Below are 20,938 nucleotides of genomic sequence, written 5' to 3'. Positions count from 1 at the left end.
TTTCACTTTATTTTTACTTCATCCTTTAACGATTTTAATAATACTTTTCCAGATGAATTTTTAGGCAGCGTCTTTAAAAACTCTATATATTTAGGAACTTTAAATCTGGGTAATCTATCAGAGCAGTACTTAATTATGAATTTAGAATCTATAGTGCAATTACTGCTTTTCAATACCACAAAAGCTTTCACTGCTTCTCCTAAAATATCATCTTCTACACCTATAACAGCACACTCTACTATTTCTGATATTTGAACTATTACGTTTTCAATTTCTTTAGGGCTTATCCTGTTTCCAGCACTCTTTATGATATTCTTCTCTCTGGAAACTATGTATATATATCCTTCCTCGTCGATTACAGCTAAGTCTCCTGTATAAAGCAATCCGTTTTTAAGAACTTTTTCAGTTTCTTCCCCATCATTAAAATATCCCTTCATTATGTTTCCACCTTTAGCCACCACTTCTCCCATTTCTCCTGCTTTTACTAAAATCCCATTCTTATCTAGAACCATAAGTTCTGTTCCTGGAATACCTTTACCAATAGAACCTATTTTATTTTTAATTTGTGAAGGTGGTAGATATGATAGTCTTGCAGTAGCTTCCGTTTGCCCATACATAATATAAATTTCTACATCTTTTAATATATCTGATAATTCAGTTATAAATATCTCTGGAAGTTCCCCCCCTGCTTGTGTTATATATCTAAGAGCTGGGAATTTATATTTTTTAATTTCTGTCATTCTGAGTAATATTTGATAAGTGCTTGGCACTCCTGCAAAGCCTGTACATTTATAATTGTTTATATCATCTATTACTGTTTGTGGAAACATGAATCTATTGTTTATTACTAAACTACCGCCGCACCTAAAATGCGTATTAAGCAAAGAAAGACCATAGCAATAATAAAAAGGAAGTACACTTTCTATTCTGTCTTTTTCTGTTAGATTTAAATATTCTATTATTGAGTTAGTATTATACATTAGATTGTAATGTGTAAGCATTACACCTTTAGGTTTAGCTGTAGATCCAGAAGTAAACATAATTAATGCTACATCTTCTTTTATATCAATAGTGTTGTCTAAATTTAAGTTGCCACTGCATTCCAATTTCTCTAAATCACTTTTACTATAAACTTCAACTTCTTTACTCACTAACTTTTCTATTTTCTTCTTATATTTTTCTTGTAAAAATATTAATTTTATTTTCAACACTTCTACAATATATTTTATATCTTCCTCAGAAGTCGCTGGATTTATAGGTACACAGATACTACCGTTTTTCATAATTCCAAAATAAGTTTCAATAAAGAAAGTAGAATTCTCAGAAACTACAAGTACACTATCCTTTTTTGTGTAATTTTTTTTTCTTAATATATTTGTTACATAATTTATATTTTCGTATATCTCTTTATAACTTATTTGCTCTTTATTTATTACTGCTGCTTTTTCAAGATTATATGATTTTTCAAAAACATAATCTGTAAATGTCATATTTCAACACCATATTTTTTTAATATTTTCTTCACATCACCAATAGTGTACATTCTAGATATATCAACAACATCAAAGTTGATTTTGAACTGCTCTTCTAAACCAGTTACCAGCTCTACATGAGCTAAAGAATCCCAATCCTCTATTTCATCAGGCCCCATTTCATCTGTTACATTAGCTGTATCTTTTATATTTAGAGCGTCCGAAATCACTTTATTAAATTTATCTAAATTGCTCATATTAGTTACCTCTCAAATTTATTCTTATTTAATATTCTTCTAGCCATATCTAAAGTTTCTTCGCTAATACAGCTTATAAGTTCTACTCTTTCTACTTCTGGAATTTCTTCCTTCATCGCTGCTTCCACTATATTTTCTACAGTATATTTAGCTGAAACACATCCACTACATTGACCTAGTAATTTAACTTTAACTATACCATTTTCTATTTCTAGAAACTTGATATCTCCATTATGTTCTCTTAAATAAGGTTTTACTTTTTCTTCAATTACCTTTTGTATTTTTTCTTCAATCATTATCTTCACCCCTATTCTTTAAGGGGTGAAGTACCACCCCTTTTTAAAGGAATCTTCTATAAGAACATTTTAGAATTACTCTATTCTAGCTATAGCTTTTGCTAACTCTTTTTTCTGAGCTAAATTTCCCTGTCTAGCTATCATTATTCTTTGAGCCTGTGGAGAACCAGCTCCATGCATCGATTCAGTTCTGTAACCTACTGCTGCTGTACCTAAACATAAATTTTCTATTAATCTTAAAACTTTCATTCTATCCATTGTGGATACATCTGATACACCTTTTAAATACTTTTCAAGTAAACTTCCAGTTTCAGGGTTTTTAAAGTCTTTTTCTGATGGCATAGTGACCATTAATCCACCAGCTATATCTTCTGCTAACCTTGTTATTTCATATGGGAATCTTGTTACATTTTGCTTACAAACATTAGCTAACAACAAATCTATTTGGTAATTTCCAGATTCTGTTTTATACCCCTCAGCCGAACAAGCAATTCCACAAGCATATAATGTTTCATTTAAATGCGTCATTTCAATCAGCTTATCTTTTACATGTGATGCTTTCGCAGCACCATTGTAATCCGCAGCTAATGCAGCAGCTCCTATTAAAACGTCACCTACTCCAACTTTGCATCCACCATAACTTTGTCTATGATAACCTGCAAACCTTTCAACTATCATTCCTGCAAATTCAGTTTCACCATTTAAGAAAATTCTATCATTTGGTACGAATACATCATCAAAAACTACTAAAGCTTCTACTCCACCAAATTCCTTGTTACCAACATCTAAGTCAGCATCTTTTTCAAGCTTTCTTGTATCACAGGACTGTCTTCCAATTATCATTGTTATACCTTCTGTATCTGTTGGAACAGAAAAAGCTACTGCATAATCCCTGTCTTGTGGCCTCATAGCTATTGTTGGCAATACTAATACTTCATGAGAATTGCATATACCTGTTTGGTGAGCCTTTGCTCCTCTTACAACAATACCATCTGGTCTTCTTTCTACAATTCTTAAATATAAATCTGGATCAGCTTGTTTGCTTGGAGATAACCCTCTGTCGCCTTTTGGATCTGTCATAGCTCCATCAACTGTTAAATCATTTTCTTCTGCATATTTTACAAAGTTTTTAAAATTTTCATGATATTTTGTATTATAATATTTATCGATTTCATAAGTAGTGCTATAAGTTGCATTAAAAGCATCCATACCAACACACCTTTGAAAACAAGCAGCAGTCTTTTGTCCTAATAATCTTTGCATTTTAACTTTTTTTACTAGATCTTCTGTACTTTGATGAAGATTTAAAAATCTATTTATTTTGTTTCCTGTTATTTTTGATGTGGCAGTCATTAGATATTCATATTCTGGCATTTGAGCTAAATCGTAAGTCATTTTGACTGAATTAAGTGATGGGCGAAGTATAGGGTTGTCTACTGGATTGTCAATCTTTTCTCCTAGCATATAAATATTTAATTTTAGTTTACGCAAGCTTTCTACATATTCTTCTCCTGTCATCAAAGCCATTATTACCATTCCCTTCATAAATACATATTTTTTTATTATGTAATTTACTTTCTTAACTATTTATTTCTTAAGATTATTATATATCGCGTATACAATTTTATCAAATAGTATACAATAATATTTTTGTATAACCTATAAAGTAAAATAAAATTTCGACTTCTCAGCCTAGTGGAATAATGAAACTTTAAAAAAGCTCAGAAAAATCCTGAGCAGTATAAAAATTTATTTACAATTAAGAGGACACCCTTTATTCATAAAAAGATGTCCTCTTAATTGTAAATAATACTATATTGGTTTATTCTACAAATCTTATGGATTTTATTTTTTTAAACATGATAAATCATATTGTTCAATTATTGAATTAGGTATATTAAAAAAATCTTTTAAGTGATCACAAATGACTTTTCGAACTTTTTGAGAATCACCATTAATTAATGCCTCAATAATTTCTTGATGATGTTGTATCTGTTTTAGACTATTTTGAATATCCGTATATTTTGATACTTGAATTAAATGTATACGTAAGTAAAGCTGTTGTTGACTTTTAACTAATATCTGATTTCTACTAATTTGTGCAATACCCAAATGAAAATCCATATCTAATTTAATTCGATTATATATATTTCCAGTACGAGCTTCATTTTCACATTTTTGTGCTAATTGACGTAGATTTGAAAAATCAGCATTACTACCATAATATAATGCTAATTGTGCAGCAAGAATATCTTGAGCTAAACGAAGTTCTCCAATATGACGTATAGTATCTTCATCATAATGTGCTACTTCAGCAAAACATTTTGGGTATAAAAAAATCAAGCCATCATTTTCTAGTTTACGTAACGCTTCACGAATTGGAGTACGACTACTACCTAACCGATTTGCAATACTCTCTTCAGGGATACGGTCTCCAGGCTTTATTTCTAAATTTAATATCATATGTTTTATATATTTATATGCTTGTTGACTTAAGTTACCTTTATTCAAGTTATTACACTCCTTTTAATTGCTAAATATAAACTATATTACTAAAAAGGCCAATTGATACATTGCTTAATTTTAATATAAGTTAAGGAATAAATCAAATCTAAGGTAAATTGGGTTTGTGTCAAGTTAAAGAAGTAATCATTGTCTTTGATTTTGGAAAAATTAAATCAAAAGAATAATTGAAAACTCCTCTTCATTTCCTCAGAGGAGTAAGCGATTTGTACAAAACCATAAATTTTTGCTCTATACTTAAAACATTTACTAACGAACATTTTTAGTTTTAAAAGTTAAATATCGCACAGAAACTAGTGCTATATATACATAGAACATTATTTGAATTATAAAAACATACTTAATATTTATTCCGCCTGCAAAACCTATTATATAAGTTAAAAATGTGGCTCCAAGATAGTTAAAAATCATTATAATAGCAGAAGCTGAATATACATTTTCTTTTCCAACATGCTGTATAAGATATCCTTGAAGTGCTGGATACATTAATGCTATAGATATGCCTATAATTGCAAGACCTGCTAAAGCTTGAATTTTATTTGTTCCAGTTAAAATGATAATGATGCCCATAATAGATATTGCTGGGGAAATTGCAAGGAATTTTAATTGGCCTATTTTTTCCAGAAGCTTGTCTCCTATACTTCTTCCTATAGTAAACAAAATCCAGAAACCAGAAAGAATATTAGGAACCTCTTCTTTGGTAACCCCATAGCATTTTTCAAGAAATCCGCCTGTCCAATTGGTTGTTGATATTTCCGCTCCTACATAAAAGAATATTGCAATTGAAAAGAACATCACCAATGGATTTTTTATTATATCAAAAGAAACTTTAACATGATGCTTACTGTTAGATGATGATTGAATGTCCATTTTTCTTACAAGCATCAGCAGGAAACACATGCATAATATATGTATAATATATGTATAATTAAATTTTATTTCATTCTTTAATATAAGTCTATCTATTGGCAAAATCAAAATTCCACCTAGTCCGAAGCATGCATTGGCAAAGCTAAATTTTTGATATTTAACTGGAAGTATTGATAGAATAGTACTAGAAAATAGAGACATCATCCCTATTGCTAATCCTGATATAAAATATCCAAATAAGAGCACATAAAACGACTTCGAAATTATAATTATTAAACTTGCAAGTATAGTAAGACAAAACCCTGTACGCAATCCTTTCTTAAGGCCTATTTTTTGCATAAGCCTAGCACCTAATATACTCATTCCAAATGATGCAAAATAAACTACTGATGGCAATATAGCAATAGTATTTGATGATACATTATAATTATTTTTTATAGTGGTTATAAAAGGTGATAATGTATTAGAAAATAATGAAGAAAAAAAGTACCCTATAAAAACAATTACCATATTTCTATAATCTTTATTCATTCGTATCCTCCTGTTTTAAAATTACAACTTATTATACAACATAAGACATCCTGGAGGAAGTATCAAATGATTATAATATTATGTTTTATCATAATAATAAATCCAATAACTACAATTTCAATCCAAATACATTTATACATAATAAATATTAGATGAAATATATATCAGAAACTTCAATTTGTGTTTTTTCCATTATATTCTTTAAATCACCAGCTTCTTGTTCATGTAAATTAGACTTACTTTCAATAAGTTTTACAGGCAGCTTAACCATAAACTCACTGCCAACACCTACTTTGCTTTTGACAGCAATTTCTCCATTGTGCATCTTTAGAAGTGATTTTACAAGTGATAGTCCTATACCGCTGCCTTCCGCATTTCTTCTCAATGAAGCATCTACTTGAGTAAAAGTATCAAAAATTTTATCAAACATATCTTCCGGAATACCAACTCCAGTATCTTTTACTGAAATCAATATATTTTCATCTTCATCATATATATTAACGTATATTTTGCCTCCTTGGTTAGTAAATTTGATTGAATTTGACAACAAGTTCAACATAATTCTTTCAATTTTTTCCTCATCAAATGCTGTTATTTTTTCTTCAATTTCCGTATCAAAAATTATATCAATATCCTTTAATCTTGCATATTCAACTATTGATAATGTAACATCTTCTATGACTTTAACAATATTTTTATTTTTTAAATTGAGAGTAAAAAAACCTAATTCTATTTTATTCATATCTATTAAATTATTAATCAATTTAATTAGTCTAAAACAATTTTGTTTCATTACTTTTGAATATTTTAAAAACATATCATCAGTATATGTAAATGAGCTATCCTTATAAAGGCTTTCCAATAATTGTAACGAGCTATATATAATATTAACTGGTGTTTTTAGCTCATGTGATATAGTTGAAAAAAGTTGAGTTTTTGTATTATTGTATTCATTAGACTCTTCTAATAATAAACTTTTCTTTATTACTTCATTTTCTAAACTTTTAGAATTTCTTTTAAGCTTTAGTTCCTCGTAACCTATTTGAGAAAGTGCATTTGCAACTATAAATAACACTTCCGCAGCTGCAGCTACCTTCTTTTCAGAGATAATTCTAATTTTTCTTACTGATTTAACAAATTCAGCTTCATCTACACCTATCTCTTTTGCTGTTTGTACATATTCTCCTTCATCAGGTTTTTTTATTAAAATCTGTCCACCTAGAATAGTTCCAATTTGCTTATTTCCTATTAAAATTGGTGCTGCAAAATCAATTAATCCAGCATGACAAGTATAAATGTAAGGTCTTCCTGTACGTGCAGCTTCCTCTCCACCTTTTCTATGTGATTCTGCACATCTTTTGTCTCCTACAGTGGTATTATGTATAAAATCGTTGCAAAAACTTGTATAGAAACTTGGACTGGTTACTGGATTTCCTTTTTTATCTACAATTATACTTGCAATATCCATGCTTTTAGCATAATTATCTTGAAAGGTTTGGAGAAGTTCAATATCAATAACATCTTTTATTTCGATTAAATCTACATCAATATCAGAGTTAATATTTTCAATCATTTCTTTGTTTTCCTCCTAATATTCTCAACAATTATCATAGAATAACAAAACTTTATGTTTATGTATAATTTCTACAAAAAAAATCGGATTCCTTCTATAAATTTATAATTTGGTAAGGCTTAGCGATTATAATTGAAATTTGTCAGTATATTTTACTTTATATAACTAATACTATATTTTGAAAACAAATAATAATTTTATCATATGAGGAGGATAAATGTATGCCAGTTCTAACACAAAAAGAAACTATGTTATTAAAGGATGAAAAATCACATGAAGAGTTATGTATAAAAAAATACACTACATATTCTAATGAAGCACAAGACCCTGAATTAAAACAATTATTCACAACTTTAGGCCAGCATGAAAAACAACATTTAAATAGTATAAATACTATGTTAAGTGGTCAAGTACCAAATGTAAATCAACAAGGACAACAAGGACAACAAAATCAAACCCAAAATGTTAATATGAATACAAATAAATCAAATATGGCCTTTAATCAAAAAGATTGCGATCTTTGTCAAGATGCACTTACTACAGAAAAATATGTGTCTTCAACTTACAATACAACAATTTTTGAGTTTAAAGACCCTAATGCTCGTCAAGTACTAAATCATATTCAAAAAGAAGAACAAGAACACGGACAACAAATATTTGACTACATGTATAAAAAGGGATATTATACACCTCAATAAATATTTTCTTATCAATAATTTAATGCTTCATTAAAAGCTAGTAAAGATACCCTCCACTAATCTTTACTAGCTTTTTTACGTTCTTTACAAAACAAATTCACAATTTAAATTCAAATTTAAATTTAAATAAAAAAAACGCACGAATAAATTGTTTTTTTCGTCAAACCTATTTAGAAATATAAAAATATCACGATAAACTATACATATATGTTATATATTACTAATCTAATTAGTAATATTATTAGTTTAAATAATATTTTATTTAAATAGAAATTAGTAATATGGGGTGGATTATAATATGCAGAAAACAAAATTGTTGTCAATTAGCGAATTAAAGCCAGGAATGGTTTCATCTATGGATATAAAAGTTGAAGGTACAGTATTATTAGCTAAAGGTTTCGTCATCACTCAACCCATTATAGATAAATTGAAAGAAGCCTATATTATTGACAAAGTACAGGTTCTATTAGATAAAGATTCTGATGAAACTTTTATTTTCAAAGTAAAAACAGTAAAAGAACTTCAAACTACCTTTAGCGAATTTTCATCAAATTTAGAAAATATTTTTACAGATATATCCTCTTTAAAAGTACCTAAGTTATCTGAAATAAAAAATTTCATGGATAAAATTGAAGAAGAATTCAAATCAACAGGTGTAGTTATAAAGAATATACTGTTCTACGGCAGCGCAGGCGACCCAATTTATAGACATACTGTAAACGTAACTGCTATTAGTTTTATATTAGGTAAATGGTTAGGTCTTGATGTACAGGATTTAGCTTTATTAACCTACGCAGCAATACTACATGATTTTGGCAAAATTCAAATTGATAAGGATATATTGAACAAGGAAGGTTCTTTAACTCCTGAAGAATATGAAATTTATAAAACTCATCCTGTTATAAGCTATCATTTTATAAACCAAATTCCTTGTATAAATCCTTCTATAAGCCGCTCAATAATAATGCATCATGAAAAAATAGACGGATCTGGCTATCCTCTTCAAGTTAAAGGAAATAAAATTCCTAAATTTGCAAAAATAATAGCCATTGCAGATTTATTTGATACAGTTAGTTCCAATAGACATTCTAAAAAAATTACAGGTCCCCTTGATGCTCTAAAAGTTATTAAGGAAGAAAGCCTTACAAAACTTGATTCCAGTTATTGTAATATGTTTTTAAACCATGTAGTAAACTTTTTTATGGGTGAAACTGTACAATTGAACGATAAACGTTTGTGTAAAATTATACAAATTCAAATGGAAGACTTGACAAATCCTCTATTGCTTGATGATGGAGAATTTCTCGATTTAAAAAAAGAAAAGGATTTATATGTTGAAAAATTAGTTGTATCATAATTAAAAATAGAGCATTGCAATGCTCTATTTTTAATTTATTATTATTTAGAAAGTAATGATTTTAAAATTAAATTTATATACACATTTCTAGTAGGCTTTTCATTATAATCAATACCAGAAATTTTTTCAGTATAATTACCAAGCAATAAAGGAATTTCTAAAGCACCAAGAGCTTGGAAAACTTTCATAAGTAATACCTCATCACTTCCTTCTACTCCCACAGCCTTTAATGTATCTAAAATTTTCTTATATCCAGCATCTTTTAAAAACTTCATATAATCAGATTCAATATCACAATTGCCTACCCCATGATTTACAATATTTCTAAATACATCTGGACATTCTAAAGTTGTATCTGAATAATTCTGTAAAAAATTTTTTAATCTCTCCTCTGGTAAAACATCATTGTCTTCTAATAATTCAAAGCATTTCATAATTCTTTTAGAGAACACCTTCATAGCCTCATCAATTACATTGTCTTTACTGCCAAAATGATAATTAACTGCTGCTATATTAACTTCCGCCAAACTTGCTATCTTTTTAATAGTAACATTTTGAAATCCTTCATTGCCTATTATATTTAACGTAGCATCTAATATTCTTTCTCTAGTGGACTGCTTACAACCCCATTTGCTATCCATTTATATCACTCCTATTGATAGCTCCTTTTAAACCACATTTATATTTAAAATATTCTTTAGATGTATATTGTTCTTCTGTAGAATCGAGTTCTTTTAAATTTTCAAATGCAGTGGAAAGCATAAGTTTTATTCTATTCAATTGATTTACTTCACTAGCACCAGGATCATAATCTATTGCAACTATATTTGTTCCTTTATAAACCCTCTTTAATTCTTTCATAATACCCTTACCCGTTACATGGTTAGGTAAACATGCAAATGGCTGCATACAAACAATATTTTTAACTCCACTTTGTATAAGCTCTACCATTTCTCCTGTCAAAAACCATCCTTCTCCAGTCTGATTACATAAAGAAACAATACTTGAAGCTCCTTTTGCTATAGATTTTATAGATTCAATAGGAGTAAATCTTTTACTTTTTCTTATGGCCTTCTTATAAGTCATTCTATAAAATTCAATAACAGCTATAGCTGCTTTTCCTAATAATTCAGGAAGTTTCTTTCCTGCTAAATATTTATATTTGTACTCTGAGTCACTAGCACAATATAATAGAAAATCTGTAAGATCAGGCACTACTACTTCTACCCCTTCTCTTTCTAATACATCTATTACATTGTTATTGGCTGTTGGGTGAAATTTAACAAGAATTTCTCCTACCAGTCCAACCTTTGGCTTTAATTTATTATTTATTTTTAAATTATCAAATTCTTTTACTATAGATATAATATTATGTTTAAAGGTACTTTTATAAGCCATTTTCAAGGATTTTTTACATACATCCACCCATTTTTCATAAAGCTCGTTAGCTGAACCTTCTTCAATTTCATAAGGTCTAACCCTATATAAAACTCTGGAAAGTAAATCTCCATAAGTAAGTGCCATCATAGATCTATTAAGTAACCCCAAGGAAATTTTAAACCCAGGATTTTTTTCCATGCCTTTAGCATTCAAAGATATTACTGGAACATTTGAAAAACCAGCATCTTTTAATGCTTTACGTAAGAAACCAATGTAATTTGTAGCTCTGCATCCGCCTCCAGTTTGAGATATTATAACTGAAGTATTATTCAAATCATATTTACCTGATTTTAATGCTTCTATGATTTGTCCTACTACAATTATTGCTGGATAACAAGCATCATTATTTACATATTTTAAACCTTCATCCACAGCTTTTTTATCTTGGGATGGAAGTACTACTACATTATAACCAGATTGTCTAAATGCTTCCTCTAAAAATTGAAAATGTACAGGAGACATTTCTGGAATTAAAATCGTATGATTTTTTTTCATCTCTTTAGTGAATATTATTCTTTTATATTTGTTTTCAACCTTTTTAAGCTTAAAGCCACTATTTTCTCTTTCTGCTGCTGCTGCTTTAAGTGAACGAAGTCTTATTCTTATAGCTCCTAAATTATTTCCTTCATCAATTTTAAGAGATGTATATATCTTTGAGTTACCATTTAATATTTCCTGTACCTGATCTGTTGTAACTGAATCTAATCCACAACCAAAGGAATTTAACTGAACTAGTTCTAAATCCTTCTGATTAGCAACAAAACTAGCTGCAGCATAAAGTCTAGAATGATATACCCATTGATCTACTACTCTAAGAGGTCTCTCAACATGTCCAAGATGAGCCACGGAATCCTCTGTAAGCACTGCCATATCAAGTCCATTAATTAAATCTGGTATTCCATGATTTATTTCTGGGTCTATATGATAAGGTCTTCCTGAAAGTACTACACCTTTTATATCTTTTTCTTTAATAAATTTTAAAGCATCTTCACCAGCTTTTCGAATATCTTCTTTGAAGCTTTCCTGTTCCTTACATGCTCTATCTACTGCATAATTAACCTCTTTTTCACTTAAATCAAATTCTTTAAGTTCCTCCAGCAATCTTTTCGCCAATACCTTTTTATTATGCAAAGGCAAGAAAGGTTTTATAAATTTTATATTTTGCTCTCTTATGGCATCCACATTATTTTTAATTACTTCAGGATATGATATTACAATAGGACAATTATAATGGTTGTCTGCTTCTTTTTGCTCTTTACTTTCATAAGTAATGCAAGGATAAAAAATAGTTTTTATACCTTTTTCTATAAGATTCATTATATGACCATGAACCATTTTTCCAGGGTAACATACCGATTCTGAAGGTATGGTCTCAATTCCTTTTTCATATATCCTCTTTGAAGATCTAGAGGATAATTCTACTCTAAAACCAAGTTCAGTAAATAGGGTAAACCAAAATGGATAATCCTCATACATATTAAGGACCCTTGGTATACCCAAAATTCCTCTTTTAGCTTCTTCTTCTTTTAAAGGCTTATATTGAAAAAGTCTATCATATTTGTATTTAAATAAATTTGGAAGCAAATTTTTTTTCTTTTCCTTACCTGCTCCTCTTTCACATCTATTTCCTGATACAAATTTTTCTCCATTACCGAAATTATTTACGGTAAGTAAACAGTTATTTGCACATAACCCGCACCTTGCCATACTTGTTTCTACACTAAGTCCATTCAATTCATCTATATTTAAAAGTTTAGTTATATAGCTCTCTTTATATTTTTCTTTAGCTATTAAAGCCGCTCCAAAGGCTCCCATTATTCCAGCAATATCTGGTCTAATAACTTCTCTTTCAGATAAAAGTTCAAAACTTCTTAAGACTGCATCATTGTAAAAAGTTCCTCCCTGTACAACTATCTTTTCCCCTATTTCCTTAGGATTTCTTATCTTTATCACCTTAAACAAAGCATTTTTGATAACGGAGTAAGATAGACCTGCAGAAATATCTCCTACAGAAGCTCCTTCCTTTTGAGCTTGTTTAACTCTAGAATTCATAAAAACAGTACATCTAGAACCTAAATCTACAGGCTTTTGTGAACATATAGCTTCCTTTGCAAAATTCTTTATACCCATACCAAGTGAATTTGCAAAAGTCTCTAGAAATGAACCACATCCAGAAGAACAAGCTTCATTTAAAAGTATACTTTCAATAACTCCATCTTTTGTTTTTAAGCATTTCATATCCTGTCCACCAATATCCAATATAAAATCTACTCCTGGACAGAAAAAAGCTGCTGCTTTATAATGTGCTATAGTTTCAATTTCCCCTATATCAACCTTCAAGGCAGTTTTTAGGAGAGCTTCTCCATAACCTGTTACTGCAGAATTTACAATTTTAGCTTCTTTAGGCATAATGCTATAAAGTTCTTTTAATATTTTAACAGTAGATCTAAGAGGACTTCCTTCATTATTGCAATAATGAGTGTAAAGTATATTTCCCTCATTATCAATAAGTGATGCTTTTGTAGTAGTTGATCCGGCGTCTATTCCTAAGAAACAGTCTCCTTGAAAATCTGATAAATTTTTTCTTTTTACTGAATGAACATCATGTCTTTTTCTAAAATCTTCATACTCTTCGTTATCCTTGAAGAGAGGTCTTAATCTATCAGATTCATCTATAGAAATATTCTTTAAATTTTCAAATCTATTCATAAGAGAATCAAAAGATATTTTTCTTTCATTAATTGAAGCTAAAGCTGCTCCTATGGCAATATAAAGCTGTGAATTTTCAGGAAAAACTACCTGCTCATCTTTTAACTTAAGCATTTCTATAAATCTTTTTCTAAGCTCTGAAAGAAAGAATAAAGGTCCTCCTAAAAAGGCTACATTACCTCTTATTGGCCTTCCACATGCTAGTCCACTTATAGTTTGAATTACAACAGCCTGAAGTATGGATACTGCAATATCTTCCTTTAAGGCACCTTCATTTAAAAGAGGTTGAACATCAGTTTTAGCAAAAACCCCACATCTTGCTGCTATAGGATAAATTGTTTTATAGTTCTTTGCTAATTCATTTAATCCTTCAGCATCAGTTTTAAGCAAGGAAGCCATCTGATCTATAAAAGAACCCGTTCCTCCAGCACAAGTACCATTCATTCTTTGGTCTATTCCATCTTTCAAATAAGTAATCTTGGCATCTTCTCCACCAAGTTCTATTACCACATCTGTTTGTGGATTGTAAGTTTGTATAGCTTTTGTACTTGCTATAACTTCCTGAACAAAAGTTATACCCACGGAATTAGAAAGAGACATTCCTCCAGAACCTGTTATCGTTATTGTTATTTCACTATCCTTAAATTCTTTATAGACGTCAGTAAGGATTTCTTTTACTGTTTTCTTTATATCAGAAAAATGCCTTTCATATTTACCATATACAAGTTCCATGAAGTTATTTAAAACTGCAACTTTAACTGTAGTAGACCCAACATCAATACCTACATGAAACAATTTATTCATAAATATTCCTCCAAATTTTCCATATTCAACAGCATTTAAAATTCAAATGATATTTCAAATGCCATTTAAAATGTTATTTTATTCTATTTTAAATCTTAAAAAGCCTACTGTCAATACATGGTTTTATACTCAATATAATTAAAACATTTTCTATTTTTATAATTAACTGTAAATTGAAAACATCCATTTTTAAAAGTTCACAACTTATACTATAGTGCTTAAAATTTACTCTCTTCTCTTATACATTATTTTAATTTATAAATTATTTGTTCTTCTTGAATTTAGTAATACATTTCCCTCCTTTCAATCCTGTTCCCATTAAAGTAAAATTATTCCTAATATATGTATACTTATATTTTTTTGTTTTTTTCCAAAATATATTAAATATATTATTTGAATTTACTTTTTATCAATATAATCCACATCACTAATTAATATCATTTAATCTAAATATTTCAAATTATAGAGAAGTTCTTATTGATTATTTATTTTTGTGATATATAATCTAAATTGTAACAATAACATAATAAATAATTAAAAGGAGATTTCAGAATGGATATAAAGTTCTTAAATAAAAATTATTTAATTGACTTTTTATTTATCATACTTGGAAGTTTTATAGGATCAATAGGTGTAAACATGTTTTTAATTCATGCTAGACTCTTAAGTGGAGGAGTTACAGGATTAGCACTTATATTTCAATATTTATTTAAAATTCAAGCAGGATATGTAATACTTTTATTAAATTTTCCTTTATTCATATTAAGCATAATTAAACTGGATAAAAAATTCACTTTATATTCTTTAGTAGGAACTTTAGCATTTTCTTTATCATTAATATTAACTCACCCTATATCAAATATTTTAAATATAAATGATAATTTGCTTTTATGCCTGTATGGCGGTGTAGTTAATGGAATTGGTTTTGGATTAGTATTTGTGCACAGAGGGTCTACTGGAGGCTTTGATATAGTGTCCATGTTAATCAGAAAAAAATATTCCAACCTTAATATAGGCAAAATATCTTTTGGTATAAATTTAATTATTGTAAGTATTAGTGCTTTTATATTTGGACTACCTAGTGCCTTATATACTTTAATAGCTATGTATATAACTTCTTTTGTCCTTGACAATGTGGTAAAAGGCTTTAATCAATCAAAGGCTGTTTTTATTATTACAAAAAAAGAAGAAATATTATCCGAACTCATAATGGTAAAACTTCATAGAGGGGTTACTTATCTTTATGGAGAAGGTGCCTATAATAAGGACACTAAAAAGATACTCTATTGTATTGTGCCACTTTCTCAACTACCTGAATTGAAAAATTTAGTTACTTCTGTAGATGAAAAAGCCTTTATTTCTATTTCAGATACTTCCGAAATTCATGGAAAAGGATTTAAACCTAGTTTGTAAATTTTATGTACTTACATTAAGACACCACAGAATTTAGAATTCTGCGGTGTTTTGTATATTTATTCAAATCTTAATGTATAATTGGGGTTAAAGTATTAACAATGTCAAACGAGATAATATATAGTACATATTTTCAAAATTAGCTATATTTAACTTAAATTAGGATCAAAATTATATTAAAAATTTACTACAGTTAATAAATTTCTAAATTAAAAGGAGTTGACATTATGATTTCTAAACAATCATTAGATGCTTTAAAAACATTTACTGAATTTGAAGCAAACTTAATACCTGGAGGTGTAGTTTATGGTATTATAGAAGGAGATACCATGACATGGGTAAAATATTCTGACAATCTTGACCTTAATGTATTTTATGTGGGACTTAAACTAGATCATAATAGTACTACTATGACTGCCATTCGTGAAAAAAGAGCCATGTCTCAAAATGTTCCTCGTTCTGCTTACGGTACAAGACTAACTATTTCTTCCATACCCATCATAGATGAACAAGGTAATTCTATTGGAGCTTTTTCTATGGCAATTCCAAAATTGCATCCAGTGGTAAAAGCATTTCCAGACTTTGCACCAATGTTATCTGAAATGTTTTCTGAAGGTGTTCAGCTTAGATTAACAGATCTAAATAAAATTGTACTTACTCAATCCTCCCAAAAATTTGATATACCTTCTTTAAAAGAAGGCGTTTCTCTTAATGAAAATTCCATTGAAAGTAAAGCAATAAAATCAAAAAAGCCTCAGGCAGAAGAAGTCGATACTCTAGAATATGGAGTTCCAGTTAGACTATCAGCTTATCCATTGTTTGATGAAGGTACCAATGAAGTTGTAGCTGCTTTTAGTGTTACTACACCAAAGGAAATTGCTGTAACTCTGCGCAACATGTCCTCTAATCTGGAGAACAATCTTACAGGAATATCATCTACTATCCAGGAATTAGCCGCATCTGCATCCCAAATACATGCTAACCAGCAAAATCTTAATACTACTATCAATGAGATAACTGCTCTATCAGAAAAAATTAATGAAGTATCGCATTTTATAAAAGAAATTGCAGATGAGACTAAGATGTTGGGACTAAATGCTTCCATAGAAGCAGCAAGAGCTGGAGAATTTGGAAGAGGTTTTGGAGTTGTTGCTAATGAAATTAGGAGGCTGTCTGATCAATCAAAGACTACAATACCTAAAATTGCAAAATTAACGGAAGATATAATAGCAAAAGTGGATGAATCAAATAAAAAAAGTGAAAATTCTTTATCTGCTAGCCAAGAACAAGCTGCTGCTACAGAAGAAATTACAGCAGGCATAGAAGAAATAACCTCTACATGTGAAGAATTAAATAAAATTGCACATAGCCTTTAATACTTTTACTTAGTGAAAAAACTTACAAAGTTAATTAAGCATTATCTTTGTAAGTTTTTTTATTTTGACTTGTTTAATTATGTACACTTTTCTCGCATAAGTGTTACTATTAATATAGATACAAGCTATAAATGTTAAAATAATACTAGCAATACAATAAAACTACATTGTAGAAATATAGTTTTATTTCAAGGAGGTTAAAATGGGCTTAATTAAAGATTATAGAAGTGATGCAGCAACATTGCCAACATTAGAAATGCGACAAGCTATGGCAAATGCCGAAGTAGGTGATGATTTTAATGGTGAAGATCCAACCGTAAATCGATTGGAAAAAATGAGTGCTAAAATATTTGGAAAAGAAGATGGGATGTTTGTTATTTCAGCTACTATGGCAAATCAAATAGCTATTATGACATCTACTCATCCTGGTGATGAGGTACTGGTAGGTGAAGAATCTCACATTTATAATATGGAAACTGGAGCACTAGCTGCTCTTTCGGGAGTTCAAACTAGACCTCTTCACAGCCAAAATGGACAGTTTGATTTTAAAAATGTAGAAAAATCAATTCATAAAAGTGGATTACAATTTCCTTTAACAAAAGTACTATGTTTAGAAAATACTTACGATTTAAATCGTGGAATTCCACTTTCCAAAGAGTATATGTCTGAACTCTCCTTACTAGCTCACAAAAATGATTTACTGGTGTATTTAGATGGAGCTCGAATAATTAATGCTGCAGTTGCTCTTAAAGTTGATCCTGAAATCCTATGTCAAGAAATTGATATGCTGCAATTTTCTCTTTGCAAGGGATTAAGCGCTCCTGTGGGGTGTGTTCTTCTTGGTACGAAAGATTTTATTAAACAAGCACGAAGAATGAGGCAAAGAATTGGAGGCGGAATGGCACAAGCAGGACATATGGCAGCCGCAGGTATTGTTGCTCTTAAAACCATGATTCCCCAAATAAAAATTGATCATCTAAATGCCAAACGTTTAGCCATTGGACTTGCCAATTTAAATAATAATCTAGTTAATGTGGAAAATACTTTAACTAATATAGTACAATTAAATCTTAAAAATATTAAAAAAGATGCTTACTATATATCTAGTGATCTGCAAAAACATGGTATAAAAATAAAAGTAATTGATTCAACAACTTGTCGATTTGTAACTCATAGAGGTATTACAACAGAAGATATTGATGAGACAATTGATGTATTAAAAAATATATTTTTGTAAATAACTAAAATGCTCACTTTATGGTTGACAGTTTTACTACTTTAACTATCTTCCATAAAGCGAGCATATATAACTACAAAATATTTTAAATTATAACATTGAAACCACATAGGCTGTAAAAAGTTCAAAAAGTTCAATAAAATTTCTTGGATCCTTTCCTGACACTTCCTTAATTCTTTCCAACCTATAATTTAATGTATTTCTATGCACATGTAAAGCTTGAGCAGTTGTTTGCATTTCTCCATTGTTATACACATAAGCTATAAGAGTGTTTAAAAGATCTGCTTGATTTCCTTCCAATTTTAATATTTTAACTACTTCTTTTAAATTATAATCTTCTTTAATATTGGCAAGCATGGATATAAAGCATAAATCCTTGTATAAATAAATACTTTTATCTTTTTGAAGATGCTTTCCTATATGCAATGCTTTAAAAGCTTGATTCATAGAAACTGAAATAATGTGCTCACTAAGTCCAACACCTACTTTTATATTTCCATATTGCTTTTTTTCTAAAGATTTTCTTAGAATATTTAAAAATGGTTTTTTCAAACTAATAAACGCCACAATAATATTCGGATTAAGCATAAAACAATATTCACCATTTTGCAGCAAAGAGTTTAAATGATTTTTTAAACTTTTTAAAGATTCTTCCTCAGAATTTATTACTATTGCTATATCGGGAACAGTTACATCTATTCCTAGTGAAAGCCCTCTTTCAATAAAACCTTGAGAATATCCTTCATTTAAATAAGCAAGTTCATATAAAAATTTCTCTTTTTCTTGTTCCTGTATACTTTGATTTTTCAAAACATATTCCTGACTAATTAAAAGCTCAGCAGTCACCCTCACTAGCTCGCTAAAAGGTTTAACTATTTCAGGAACTCCAGTAATTCCTATAACTCCTAATAGATTTCCTTGAAAAAAAATTGGAGAGTTCACTCCCGGTCTCACTCCTTGGGAATGCTCACAATCAATTTCAACTATTTCTTTTATGTTTAAAGCTTGCTTTGCGCCTGAATGAAACTGATGGATTCTTTTAACATCTCCACTAGCTATAATTATTCCGTTCTCATCAGTAATAATAACATTATAAGGTATTACTTTCATCATCCTATCTACAATTTTTTGTGCTAATTCTTCTGATAACCGAATCATGATGTACCTCTCTTACATGCTTTTTTAAATTAATCCCTGAAAAATCTTTGCCATTATAGGTGCAATTATAACAGTTATAAGTCCTGCAATACCTATAGAAAGACTGCTCATTGCTCCTTCAATTTCACCAAGTTCAATGGCCTTTGAAGTACCTACAGCATGACAAGCTGTACCTAAAGCAACTCCTATAGCTACTTTATCCTTTATTTTTAATAGTTTAAAAATAGTTGGTCCAATTATTGCTCCTACTATACCTGTTATTATTATCACAGCTACAGTTATAGAAGGTATACCACCTAACTGCTTTGAAACTTCAATTCCAATAGGTGTAGTTATAGATTTAGGAATCATTGATAAATCTATTGACTTTGACAATCCAAATACATGACCTAAAATTATTACTGTAGTAATGCCTCCTAAAGTCCCCATAAAAATTCCAGAAAATATGGATACTGCATTGGCTTTAAAAAGTTTTATTTTTTTATAAAGAGGTACTGCTAATACTACAGTAGCTGGAGTCAATAAGAAGGTTATAAATTGACCTCCCTTATTATAATCATCTATACTTATATTAACATATTTTAAAACCATTATAACTAAGGCTATGCTTATTAAAAGTGGATTTAAAAGTGCCAACTTTGTTTTTTTATTTATAATACAACCTATTTCAAAAGTTATTAAAGATATCATTATTCCAAAAAGCGGTGTAGAAATTAAATTTTTCACTTTAACCATCTCCTTTTAATCAATTGAATAGTCACACCTGTAACAGCCATAACAACAATAGTAGATATAAATATTATAAGAATTATGTACTGCCAACAATTTTTTATAGTGGCGACACTAGCAATTAATCCTACTCCTGCTGGAACGAAGAAAAAGGGTAAATGATCAAGTAAAAATTTACTAACATCTTCTATCATTTCAACTTTAATAATTCCAGAGCATAAAAAAATTAATAATAATATCATTCCAATTACATTTCCAGGTATAGTTAACTTAAATAATAGCTTAATTAGTTCTCCTAAAAAGCAAATTGCAGTAATTATACTTAGCTGTCTTACAAGTTTCATAAACATATCTCCTTTCCGAGCAAAAACTATTTGTTCATTTGCAATATTAAATGTATAATACTTAACATTATAGCTTAATTGATATAAATAAGCATCAGTCAACAGTTTTATTTTTATTACAAATTTATTATGCAAATGAACAAAAGCTTTA

The 20,938-nt window shown here is 29.3% G+C and carries 17 protein-coding genes; 5 read left to right on the top strand and 12 right to left on the bottom strand.

Features of this window, described 5'->3' with window-relative positions; genetic code table 11:
- Window positions 1-2 precede the first annotated feature (2 nt).
- From Ccar_RS01595 to Ccar_RS01565, 7 genes are all read right to left on the bottom strand, one after another.
- On the bottom strand, window positions 3-1,490 hold the full coding sequence (locus Ccar_RS01595) for an AMP-binding protein (RefSeq protein WP_007064473.1): 1,488 nt from the start codon (window positions 1,488-1,490) through the stop codon (window positions 3-5).
- Window positions 1,487-1,729, bottom strand: a complete 243-nt coding sequence (locus tag Ccar_RS01590) for an acyl carrier protein (RefSeq protein WP_007062087.1) — start codon at window positions 1,727-1,729, stop codon at window positions 1,487-1,489. The genes Ccar_RS01595 and Ccar_RS01590 overlap by 4 nt, the downstream gene beginning before the upstream one ends.
- A gap of 5 nt (window positions 1,730-1,734) precedes the next feature.
- On the bottom strand, window positions 1,735-2,025 hold the full coding sequence (locus tag Ccar_RS01585; RefSeq protein WP_007062088.1) for a NifU family protein: 291 nt from the start codon (window positions 2,023-2,025) through the stop codon (window positions 1,735-1,737).
- 75 nt (window positions 2,026-2,100) lie between these two features.
- Window positions 2,101-3,552 carry a 4-hydroxyphenylacetate 3-hydroxylase family protein gene (locus tag Ccar_RS01580; RefSeq protein WP_034825713.1) on the bottom strand — a complete coding sequence of 484 codons (1,452 nt, stop codon included), beginning with the start codon at window positions 3,550-3,552 and terminating at the stop codon, window positions 2,101-2,103.
- A 318-nt stretch (window positions 3,553-3,870) separates the two neighbouring features.
- Window positions 3,871-4,536, bottom strand: a complete 666-nt coding sequence (locus tag Ccar_RS01575) for a GntR family transcriptional regulator (RefSeq protein ID WP_007062090.1) — start codon at window positions 4,534-4,536, stop codon at window positions 3,871-3,873.
- A 261-nt stretch (window positions 4,537-4,797) separates the two neighbouring features.
- A complete protein-coding gene (locus Ccar_RS01570) occupies window positions 4,798-5,949 on the bottom strand; it encodes an MFS transporter (protein WP_007062091.1) in 1,152 nt (383 codons plus the stop codon).
- 148 nt (window positions 5,950-6,097) lie between these two features.
- Window positions 6,098-7,522: a sensor histidine kinase gene (locus Ccar_RS01565; RefSeq protein WP_007062092.1), complete on the bottom strand. Its 1,425-nt coding sequence runs from the start codon at window positions 7,520-7,522 to the stop codon at window positions 6,098-6,100.
- A 221-nt stretch (window positions 7,523-7,743) separates the two neighbouring features.
- Here Ccar_RS01565 and Ccar_RS01560 point away from each other — a divergent pair, with 221 nt between their 5' ends.
- Window positions 7,744-8,220: a spore coat protein gene (locus Ccar_RS01560; protein ID WP_007062093.1), complete on the top strand. Its 477-nt coding sequence runs from the start codon at window positions 7,744-7,746 to the stop codon at window positions 8,218-8,220.
- A gap of 298 nt (window positions 8,221-8,518) precedes the next feature.
- Entirely contained in the window at window positions 8,519-9,577 is a 1,059-nt protein-coding gene (locus Ccar_RS01555) for an HD-GYP domain-containing protein (RefSeq protein ID WP_007062094.1), read from the top strand.
- A gap of 41 nt (window positions 9,578-9,618) precedes the next feature.
- Here Ccar_RS01555 and Ccar_RS01550 read toward each other — a convergent pair whose 3' ends face one another.
- Window positions 9,619-10,218, bottom strand: coding sequence for a TetR/AcrR family transcriptional regulator (locus Ccar_RS01550; protein WP_007062095.1), 600 nt, complete (start codon window positions 10,216-10,218; stop codon window positions 9,619-9,621).
- Window positions 10,211-14,530: a 2-hydroxyacyl-CoA dehydratase gene (locus Ccar_RS01545; protein WP_007064474.1), complete on the bottom strand. Its 4,320-nt coding sequence runs from the start codon at window positions 14,528-14,530 to the stop codon at window positions 10,211-10,213. Before Ccar_RS01545 ends, Ccar_RS01550 begins: the two co-directional genes overlap by 8 nt.
- 552 nt (window positions 14,531-15,082) lie before the next feature.
- On the opposite strand from Ccar_RS01545, the gene Ccar_RS01540 reads away from it, so the two are divergent.
- From Ccar_RS01540 to Ccar_RS01530, 3 genes are all read left to right on the top strand, one after another.
- Complete coding sequence (locus Ccar_RS01540) at window positions 15,083-15,943, top strand: YitT family protein (protein WP_007062098.1); 861 nt, start codon at window positions 15,083-15,085, stop codon at window positions 15,941-15,943.
- Between the two features lie 227 nt (window positions 15,944-16,170).
- Window positions 16,171-17,319: a methyl-accepting chemotaxis protein gene (locus Ccar_RS01535; RefSeq protein WP_007064475.1), complete on the top strand. Its 1,149-nt coding sequence runs from the start codon at window positions 16,171-16,173 to the stop codon at window positions 17,317-17,319.
- Window positions 17,320-17,521: 202 nt separating this feature from the next.
- Entirely contained in the window at window positions 17,522-18,556 is a 1,035-nt protein-coding gene (locus Ccar_RS01530) for a GntG family PLP-dependent aldolase (RefSeq protein WP_007062101.1), read from the top strand.
- Window positions 18,557-18,646: 90 nt separating this feature from the next.
- Here the strand turns inward: Ccar_RS01530 and Ccar_RS01525 are convergent, their stop codons facing one another.
- The 3 genes from Ccar_RS01525 to Ccar_RS01515 are packed head-to-tail and all read right to left on the bottom strand — an operon-like array spanning window position 18,647 to window position 20,787.
- The gene (locus Ccar_RS01525; protein WP_007062102.1) at window positions 18,647-19,714 is read right to left on the bottom strand and encodes a CdaR family transcriptional regulator; all 1,068 of its coding nucleotides are present in this window, start codon (window positions 19,712-19,714) and stop codon (window positions 18,647-18,649) included.
- A 24-nt stretch (window positions 19,715-19,738) separates the two neighbouring features.
- Window positions 19,739-20,440: an LrgB family protein gene (locus tag Ccar_RS01520; protein WP_007062103.1), complete on the bottom strand. Its 702-nt coding sequence runs from the start codon at window positions 20,438-20,440 to the stop codon at window positions 19,739-19,741.
- On the bottom strand, window positions 20,437-20,787 hold the full coding sequence (locus tag Ccar_RS01515; protein ID WP_007064476.1) for a CidA/LrgA family protein: 351 nt from the start codon (window positions 20,785-20,787) through the stop codon (window positions 20,437-20,439). The genes Ccar_RS01520 and Ccar_RS01515 overlap by 4 nt, the downstream gene beginning before the upstream one ends.
- Window positions 20,788-20,938: the final 151 nt, after the last annotated feature.

The organism is Clostridium carboxidivorans P7, assembly GCF_001038625.1.
In the GTDB taxonomy this organism is placed as follows: domain Bacteria; phylum Bacillota; class Clostridia; order Clostridiales; family Clostridiaceae; genus Clostridium_AM; species Clostridium_AM carboxidivorans.
This window is presented reverse-complemented; position numbering and strand designations above follow the sequence as displayed.

Excerpts from the sequence above, each read along its gene's own strand:
- Ccar_RS01595 (WP_007064473.1), bottom strand. The coding sequence starts at position 1,490 with ATGACATTTACAGATTATGTTTTTGAAAAATCATATAATCTTGAAAAA.
- Ccar_RS01590 (WP_007062087.1), bottom strand. The coding sequence starts at position 1,729 with ATGAGCAATTTAGATAAATTTAATAAAGTGATTTCGGACGCTCTAAAT.
- Ccar_RS01585 (WP_007062088.1), bottom strand. The coding sequence starts at position 2,025 with ATGATTGAAGAAAAAATACAAAAGGTAATTGAAGAAAAAGTAAAACCT.
- Ccar_RS01580 (WP_034825713.1), bottom strand. The coding sequence starts at position 3,552 with ATGGCTTTGATGACAGGAGAAGAATATGTAGAAAGCTTGCGTAAACTA.
- Ccar_RS01570 (WP_007062091.1), bottom strand. The coding sequence starts at position 5,949 with ATGAATAAAGATTATAGAAATATGGTAATTGTTTTTATAGGGTACTTT.
- Ccar_RS01565 (WP_007062092.1), bottom strand. The coding sequence starts at position 7,522 with ATGATTGAAAATATTAACTCTGATATTGATGTAGATTTAATCGAAATA.
- Ccar_RS01560 (WP_007062093.1), top strand. The coding sequence starts at position 7,744 with ATGCCAGTTCTAACACAAAAAGAAACTATGTTATTAAAGGATGAAAAA.
- Ccar_RS01555 (WP_007062094.1), top strand. The coding sequence starts at position 8,519 with ATGCAGAAAACAAAATTGTTGTCAATTAGCGAATTAAAGCCAGGAATG.
- Ccar_RS01550 (WP_007062095.1), bottom strand. The coding sequence starts at position 10,218 with ATGGATAGCAAATGGGGTTGTAAGCAGTCCACTAGAGAAAGAATATTA.
- Ccar_RS01545 (WP_007064474.1), bottom strand. The coding sequence starts at position 14,530 with ATGAATAAATTGTTTCATGTAGGTATTGATGTTGGGTCTACTACAGTT.
- Ccar_RS01540 (WP_007062098.1), top strand. The coding sequence starts at position 15,083 with ATGGATATAAAGTTCTTAAATAAAAATTATTTAATTGACTTTTTATTT.
- Ccar_RS01535 (WP_007064475.1), top strand. The coding sequence starts at position 16,171 with ATGATTTCTAAACAATCATTAGATGCTTTAAAAACATTTACTGAATTT.
- Ccar_RS01530 (WP_007062101.1), top strand. The coding sequence starts at position 17,522 with ATGGGCTTAATTAAAGATTATAGAAGTGATGCAGCAACATTGCCAACA.
- Ccar_RS01525 (WP_007062102.1), bottom strand. The coding sequence starts at position 19,714 with ATGATTCGGTTATCAGAAGAATTAGCACAAAAAATTGTAGATAGGATG.
- Ccar_RS01515 (WP_007064476.1), bottom strand. The coding sequence starts at position 20,787 with ATGAAACTTGTAAGACAGCTAAGTATAATTACTGCAATTTGCTTTTTA.